Source organism: Streptomyces sp. NPDC005195 (genome assembly GCF_040608315.1).
In the GTDB taxonomy this organism is placed as follows: Bacteria; Actinomycetota; Actinomycetes; order Streptomycetales; family Streptomycetaceae; genus Streptomyces; species Streptomyces kaempferi.
Genome location: NZ_JBEXHZ010000112.1, coordinates 1 through 7698 on the forward strand (window position 1 = coordinate 1; position 7698 = coordinate 7698).

Sequence of the window (7698 nt, forward strand, 5' to 3'; positions counted from 1 at the left end):
CGGGCACCTCGGGGGCGTCCCGGCCGGAGCGGGTCATGCGCGCCTGCCGGTCAGGGGGTGCGGGACGCCGGAGCGGGCGGTTCGGCAAGGGAGGCGGCCGCGCCGCGCACAAGGTGTTCGCGCACTATCGCCCGCGCGGTCTTTTCGGCGTCGGCGGACACACCACGCCCGGTATCGGTCAGCGTGACCTTCACAGCCCTGCGGTCGCGCTCCTCCCGATCGCGCTCGATCAGGCCGGACGCCTGCATGTCCCTCAGGACGTACGACATCCGGCCCCCCGACTCCCCGAGGAACGCCGTCAGCTGGGCGACCGGCGCGGATCCGCTCGCGGTTTCGGCGAGAGCGCCGAGGATGAGGTAGTCGTGAAGTGACAGACCATGCCGTGCCCGCAACTCGCCGTGCAGGCGGCCCAAGGCCCAGAGGATCCCCGGATCCTGCCGCGGGGCGGTGTCGGACGAGGTGCCGTCGGTCATGTTCGTTCCCGGGGGTCGGCTCTTCGGCCACGAGGTCGCGACCGATGATTGACAACCAGGTTCCGCACAGCGGCCATGTCGTGCCCGTGGGACCTGAAGCCCTCGGATCAGGACACGGCGGCACTCGTCCGCCCCTCGGCTGTGCGACGGGAGCACTCCACGCGGGCACCGGCCGCCCGGCCCGACGTCCTGATGTGAGGTAGTTGTGGCACGTGCGGCCACCTGTCCCGGTTCACCTGACGTCCTACCGTCATCACCGAGCGCGACGTGGTCGAACAGGTCGGCCACTACAACGAACGCAAGCTCCTGTGGTCCGCAACAAGGAGGAGCAGTGGTATGACGCTGCTGGCACGCATCAACCAGCCCGCGGATCTGCGGACTTTGAGCCACGCGCAGCTGATCGGGCTCGCCGGGGAGATCCGCGAGTTCCTGATCCGCAATGTGGCGGTGACGGGTGGCCATCTGGGGCCCAACCTGGGCGCGGTGGAGCTGACTCTGGCACTGCACCGGGTCTTCGACTCACCGCGCGACACACTGCTGTGGGACGTCGGGCATCAGGCGTACGTCCACAAGATCGTCACCGGTCGGGCCGACGGGTTTCCGGGTTTGCGCCGACGCGGCGGAATGTCCGGCTACCCCAGCCGGGAGGAGTCCGCGCACGACCACATCGAGCACTCCCACGCCTCTGTGGCACTGTCGTACGCCGACGGCATGGCCAAGGCCAGAGAGCTTGCGGGGGAAACGGACCGGCACATCGTCGCCGTCGTCGGTGACGGCGCACTCACCGGGGGGCTGGCCTGGGAGGCGCTCAACAACATCGCGGCGGCGCCCGGGCGGCCCGTGGTGATCGTCGTCAACGACAACGGACGCTCGTACGCACCGACCATGGGCGGACTCGCACAGCACTTGGCCGCCCTGCGCACGAACGCCGGCTACGAGCGACTGCTCGGCTGGGGCAAACAGACCTTGGGCGGCGCGGGAACGCCGGGGCGGGCCGTCTACCGGACCTTGCACGCGGCCAAGGAGGGTCTCAAGGACGCCCTCGTACCGCAGCCGCTCTTCTCGGATCTGGGGCTGAAGTACTTGGGCCCCATCGACGGGCATGACGTCCCGGCCTTGGAGACGGCTCTCGAACGCGCCAAGGATCACGGCGAATCCGTCATCGTCCACTGCATCACGCGCAAGGGTCTGGGCTACGCACCTGCCGAGCAGGACGACGAGGATCATCTGCATGGCGTGGGTGCCATCGACCCGCGGACGGGCCGCCCGCTCCGCCCCGGTGGTACGAGCTGGTCGGCGGCGTTCGGCCGGGAACTCGTGTCGCTGGCGGCACAGCACCGGGAGATCGTGGCGATCACCGCGGCCATGCCCGGCTCGGTGGGTCTCAGGGAGTTCGCCTCCCGGTATCCGGAACGGTTCTTCGACGTCGGGATCGCCGAGCAGCACGCGGTCGCCTCGGCCGCCGGACTGGCCATGGCGGGGTTGCATCCGGTGGTCGCCGTCTACGGCACGTTTCTCAACCGCGCGCTCGACCAGGTGCTGATGGACCTGGCTCTGCACCGGCTCGGTGCGACCCTCGTCCTCGACCGGTCCGGTGTCACCGGCGACGACGGACCGAGCCACAACGGGCTGTGGGACCTGGCGATGCTCCAGGCCGTCCCGGGCCTGCGCGTCGCTGCTCCCCGCGATGTGCCCACGCTCCACGAGGAGTTGGGAGAGGCCGTCTCGATCAGCGATGCGCCGACGGTCCTTCGGTACCCCAGAGGCGCGGTATCACCGACGCTCCCCGCGGTCCGCCGGGTCGGCGGGGTGGACGTGCTGCGCGAGGCCCACGGCGCGAGCGTCCTGCTGATCGCGGTCGGCACCATGGCGAAGGTCGGCCTGGAAGCGGCGGAGCTCTGCGCCGCGCGGGGTGTGGAGGTCACCGTGGTGGATCCGCGGTGGGTCAAGCCGCTTCCGGGCGAACTGCTCGGGCTGGCCGCCGATCATGTGCTGGTCGCCACGGTCGAGGACGGCCTTCGTACGGGTGGCGTCGGGGCCACGGTGGCCCAGGCCCTGCACGAAGCCGACCTCCTGGTACCCGTGCGCGCCTTCGGAGTGTCCGACGGGTTTCCCGAGCAGGGGACCCGCGCCGAAGTCCTCGCCGAAGCGGGGCTGACCGCGCAGTCCGTCGCAGAGGCCCTTGTTACCGCGGTCCCGGTCGTCTCCTCGCGGCCGGGGCGTACGTAGACGTGGTGCCCGCACCACGACCGATCAGTAACACTGAGTTGTCGTCCTGCGCTCTCCCTGGCGGCTCGGGGGTCCTGGTGCCTGGGGTGTGCGCCGCGTGCTCCGCGTGCCCGGTGCGGCCCGCCCGCCCTCAGCCTGAGCCATTCGATCAAAGCCTTATAGAATGGACATATCGGAAGGGGGGTTTGCGGGGACGCGCACCCGCCTGACGCTCTGAGCTGTGACACACCCGCGTCAGCGTTCCTGAGAGCGGGCCGAACCCAGGGCGAGCGCCCCGCCACGCGGGCAGGTGGCGATCGCCTCGACGGCCCGGGTTACCCACCCGCGAAAGGTACGTCATGGGCAAGCAGGTGACCTGTCGCAGAGTCCACGAGCAGACGTCTTTCCAGGACGGCAAGCGGGTGCTGGTCGATCGTGTCTGGCCGCCGGACATCAGCAGGGACGACGCGCATCTCGACGAGTGGCTGGATGACGTCGCGCCATCCAGCGGACTACAGGACTGGTACAGCCATGAGCCCCTGAGTTTCGCGGAGTTCCGGCGCCGCTATCTCGCCGAGCTCGAGGATCCTGAACACCGAGCGGCACTGAGTCACCTGCGTCACCTCACCGACGACGGCAAGCTCGTCCTGCTGACCGCCGCTCCGGATGCGGACCACAGCCATGCTGCCGTACTCGCGGAACGGCTCAGCGACGCCGACCGCTCCGAGCCCCACCGACCCGCACCTCAGCCTTGGCCTGGATACCGGACGGCTGTTTCCGCCAAGGTCGCGAACCTCAACGCGGGAGCGTTCGCGTTCGTCATGGGCACGGGCATCGTGTCCACCGCCCTGTACATCAACGGTGCCCACACCGCCTCCCTCGCGCTGCTGGTGGTGGGGCTGGCGGGATGCGCGGTGCTGTTGCCCGCCTATGTCTGGCGGTTGCTGCGCTGGCGGCAGCGCTTCGTCGCGGATCTCGTCGGGCCGCGCGCATTCGCCTTCCTCACCGTCAGCATCGCTTCCGATGTGATCGCCGCCCGCCTGGTGGCGGACGGCGATACCGCGGTGGCCGGGGCGTTCCTGGCGTTCGGAGCGGTGGGGTGGCTGCTGCTGGGTTACGGGATTCCGCTCGCTCTGATCGCCAGCACCCGGCGGGACGCGTCATTCGACCAGGTCAACGGCACCTGGTTCCTCTGGGCGGTCGCATCCCAGTCGGTGGCGGTCGCGGCCGCCGGTCTGGCCCGGTTGACGTCGAGCCACCTGCTGCAGGTGCTGGCCCTGGTCTGCTGGGGCATCGGAGTGATGCAGTATCTGCTGACCGCGACGATCGTCCTGGCCAGGCTGCTGGCGCGGCCGGTGGCACCGGGAAACCTCATGACATCGTCGTGGATCTGCATGGGCGCGGCGGCGATCAGCGTGCTCGCCGGCACCAGACTGCTCGAACTGCCGCCGGAAGGCATGCTGCTGTCACGCTCCCTCGTCGCCGGATCGGCCGTCGTCCTGTGGTCGTTCGCCAGCTGGCTGATTCCGCTGCTGCTGGCTCTGGGGGTATGGCGGCACGTCCTGCGCAAGGTCCCTTTCCGTTACGAGCTCGGCTGGTGGAACCTGGTCTTTCCGATCGGTATGTACGGGGTCACCACCCACGAACTGGGCCGCACGACCGGGACGTCGTGGCTGACCACACTGGGCCGCTGGGAGATCTGGGTGGGCGGCGCGGTCTGGGTGGTGGTGTTCGCCGCCATGGTGGTCGCCGCAATCCGGCCCCACCTCACGGCCAGGCGTACGGCCGGTTGGAACCGACGCGTCGCTTAGCCGCACACCGACTCGCTCGGACTGACGCCCAGCTCAACGGGCCTATCAGCACCGTCCCCCTCGGGTGCTCCGCGTACGCTGACACTCGTGCCCACCTCCTGTCTGCGCCGCGTCGCCGTCCTGGTGCTCAGCGGTGCGAAACCGCTTGACGTCGGCATCCCCGCGCAGGTGTTCACCACGCGCGCGAGCATGCCGTACGAGGTGCGGGTATGCGGCGCCGCACCTGGACTCGTCACCGGCGGCGACGGCTTGTCGTACCACGTCGCCGACGGGCTCGACGCGCTCGCGTGGTGCGACATCGTCTTCCTTCCCGGCTACCGGTTCCCGGACGTCGATGATCCGCCCCCGGCCGTCGTCGAGGCGCTGATCGCCGCCAGTGACCGGGGGGCACGGCTCGCCGCCATCTCCACGGGTGCCTTCGCGCTCGCGGCCACGGGCCTGCTCGACGGCAAGCGCGCGACGACCCACTGGCACTACACGCGGGCTCTCGCGGCGAAGCATCCACTCGTTCAGGTCGACGAGAACGTTCTTTTCGTCGACGAGGGAAACGTGCTGACGTCGGCGGGCGCCGCTTCGGGCATCGACCTCTGCCTGCACATGCTGCGCGGCGACCTCGGAGTGGCAGCGTCGAACCACGCGGCCCGGCGCCTGGTCGCGGCCCCCTACCGCAGCGGCGGGCAGGCTCAGTACGTGCCGCGCAGCGTGCCCGAGCCGCTCGGCGAACGGTTCGCCGCCACCCGCGAGTGGGCTCTGCACAGACTCGGCGAGCCCCTCACTCTCGACGTCCTCGCCCGGCATGCGGCAGTCTCACCGCGCACCTTCCTGCGGCGCTTCAGCGAGGACACGGGATACACCCCGATGGAGTGGGTGAGGCGCGCACGCATCGACGTGGCCCGTGAGCTGCTGGAGCGCTCGGAGCGGAGCGTCGAGCAGATCGCCACCGAGGTCGGCCTCGGCACGGGGGCGAATTTCCGGATGCATTTTCAGCGCATCCTCGGCACCACCCCGAGCGAGTACAGACGCACCTTTGCCCGGGGTGAGTAGCTCGTCTCCGGATGGCGTTTGCCCGGGGTGAGCAGCTCGTCGCCGGATGGCGCGATCCTTGCGGACCATGGCGCTCTCGCCGATGCCACGAGCAGGCCGTACGCGCGATCGTGGTGGTGAACAGAAAGGACACCCACTCATGACTCGCATCGCCATCAACGGATTCGGCCGTATCGGGCGCAACGTACTGCGCGCACTGCTCGAGCGCGACAGCGACCTCGAGGTCGTCGCCGTCAACGACCTTACGGAACCCGCTGGTCTCGCGCGGCTGCTCGCCTTCGACTCGACTTCCGGTCGGCTCGGGCGCCCGGTGACCGCGGACGGGGACACCCTCGTCGTGGACGGCCGTCGTATCGCGGTGCTCGCCGAGCGCGAACCCGCTCAGCTGCCGTGGGCCAAACTCGACGTGGACATCGTGCTCGAGGCGACGGGCCGTTTCACGTCGGCCACGGCCGCCCGCGCACACCTCGACGCGGGCGCGAAGAAGGTGCTCGTCAGCGCACCGTCGGAGGGAGCGGACGTCACGCTCGCCTTCGGGGTGAACACCGACGCCTACGACCCGGCCACCCACACCATCGTCTCCAACGCCTCGTGCACGACCAACGCGCTGGCGCCGCTGGCAGCGGTCCTCGACGAACTCGCCGGCATCGAGCACGGATTCATGACGACAGTGCACGCCTACACCCAGGAGCAGAACCTGCAGGACGGTCCGCACCGTGACGCCCGACGCGCCCGTGCCGCCGCCGTCAACATCGTCCCGACAACGACGGGTGCCGCCAAGGCGATCGGCCACGTCCTGCCGAACCTGGAAGGCAGGCTGTCGGGTGACTCGATCCGGGTACCGGTGCCTGTGGGCTCGATCGTGGAACTCAATACGACCGTCAGCCGCGAGGTGACGCGTGACGAGGTGCTGGCCGCGTACCGCGCCGCGGCGGAGGGACATCTCGCGGGCATCCTCGAGTACTCGGACGACCCGCTCGTCTCCTCCGACATCACGGGAAACCCCGCCTCGTCGATCTTCGACTCGGCCCTCACACGGGTCGACGGCCGCCACATCAAGGTGGTCGCCTGGTACGACAACGAGTGGGGCTTCTCGAACCGCGTGATCGACACACTCGAACTACTGGCGAACGGCTGACCGTTCACCGGACGGCCACCGCGAGCGTGACACCTTCTCAAGGTGAGCGGGAACGCGGTGGCCACGGTGACTCCTGTCCTTCCTCGGTGGGCTCACGCTCTCCCCCCATGGTCACCAGACCCCACATCGCGACAGTTGGCTCTGCCCAGGTCTCCCATGTGCACGCCGGGACCGCATCGATGCCACTCCGGTCCGATCGCGGCGGTGAGCACGCGGCCCGACGCGGGGCGGTGCGCGGGATGGCGCGCAATGCCGTTCCGCTGTCCCTTCAGGACCCAAAAGCACACGGGCGCAGGACAGTTGCAGGAATGGGTTCGCTCTAGATCATTGTCCGCGGATACGGGAAGTGACAGCATCGGACCCATGTCGGGAATGAGCGAATCGGCCCCGCGCCGACGGGTGGGACGCTTCGTACGGGCGCGGTTGCTGCCGCTGCTGCTGTGCGTGGTGACGGTCGTGGGGGCCGCCTGTTTCGCCGTGGTCGGAGTGTCCTCCGAGGAGCGGCGGGACCGGGAGTGGCGGGCGGCCACGCCGTGCCCGGCCGCGGCACCGGTCGATGTGCGCGCCGACTGCGTGACGACGCTGCCAGGGGTGGTCGAGCGCACCCGGGCCAAGCTGAACAAGTCCCACAGCGACGACTGGCTGTACTTTTCCGGCGGAAGGCCCATGGACCGGCTGAACGTCTCCTACGACACAGCCGCCGCTTTCGAGGCAGGCGACCACGTCACACTGACATGGTGGCGCGGCGAACTGATGAAGGTCGCGAGCGAGCGGCACACCGCGAACGAGGGTGTGCCCCGTCCCGGAGGCATCGCCGGCGGTGTCGTCCTCTGCCTCCTCGCTGCCGGAGCCCTCGCCGTCTTCACGCTGGTACGCCGGCGCCGCGACGGCCGTCCCGTCGTCGCGGACGAACCGGCGTCGCCGGGTGTGTTCCATTTCCTGATGCCGCTCGCCGTCGCCGCCCTGTGGGCGGTACCGCTCGCCGGAGCCCGGCCGGGCCGTGCCGTCGCGGTACCGGTGGCGG

General features: G+C 69.7%; 5 protein-coding genes and 1 pseudogene. 5 read left to right on the forward strand and 1 reads right to left on the reverse strand.

Going from position 1 to position 7698, the window contains the following annotated elements; translation table 11 throughout:
* Positions 1-50: 50 nt before the first annotated feature.
* Complete coding sequence (locus ABZV34_RS35840) at positions 51-473, reverse strand: MarR family winged helix-turn-helix transcriptional regulator (RefSeq protein WP_356286340.1); 423 nt, start codon at positions 471-473, stop codon at positions 51-53.
* 336 nt (positions 474-809) lie between these two features.
* Between ABZV34_RS35840 and dxs the strand changes: the two genes are divergently transcribed.
* The 5 genes and pseudogenes from dxs to ABZV34_RS35865 form a co-directional block, all read left to right on the forward strand.
* A complete protein-coding gene (gene dxs / locus ABZV34_RS35845) occupies positions 810-2702 on the forward strand; it encodes a 1-deoxy-D-xylulose-5-phosphate synthase (protein ID WP_356286343.1) in 1893 nt (630 codons plus the stop codon).
* Between the two features lie 338 nt (positions 2703-3040).
* A complete protein-coding gene (locus ABZV34_RS35850; RefSeq protein ID WP_356286345.1) occupies positions 3041-4492 on the forward strand; it encodes a DUF488 family protein in 1452 nt (483 codons plus the stop codon).
* An 87-nt stretch (positions 4493-4579) separates the two neighbouring features.
* Entirely contained in the window at positions 4580-5536 is a 957-nt protein-coding gene (locus ABZV34_RS35855) for a helix-turn-helix domain-containing protein (protein ID WP_356286348.1), read from the forward strand.
* A gap of 139 nt (positions 5537-5675) precedes the next feature.
* Positions 5676-6674 carry a type I glyceraldehyde-3-phosphate dehydrogenase gene (gene gap, locus ABZV34_RS35860; protein WP_356286351.1) on the forward strand — a complete coding sequence of 333 codons (999 nt, stop codon included), beginning with the start codon at positions 5676-5678 and terminating at the stop codon, positions 6672-6674.
* 363 nt (positions 6675-7037) lie between these two features.
* Positions 7038-7698: pseudogene (locus tag ABZV34_RS35865) on the forward strand (hypothetical protein); the annotation flags it as partial.

What these genes read in the sequence shown, in the direction of transcription:
- gap (WP_356286351.1), top strand. Translation starts at nt 5,676, where the DNA reads ATGACTCGCATCGCCATCAACGGATTCGGCCGTATCGGGCGCAACGTA.
- ABZV34_RS35840 (WP_356286340.1), bottom strand. Translation starts at nt 473, where the DNA reads ATGACCGACGGCACCTCGTCCGACACCGCCCCGCGGCAGGATCCGGGG.
- dxs (WP_356286343.1), top strand. Translation starts at nt 810, where the DNA reads ATGACGCTGCTGGCACGCATCAACCAGCCCGCGGATCTGCGGACTTTG.
- ABZV34_RS35850 (WP_356286345.1), top strand. Translation starts at nt 3,041, where the DNA reads ATGGGCAAGCAGGTGACCTGTCGCAGAGTCCACGAGCAGACGTCTTTC.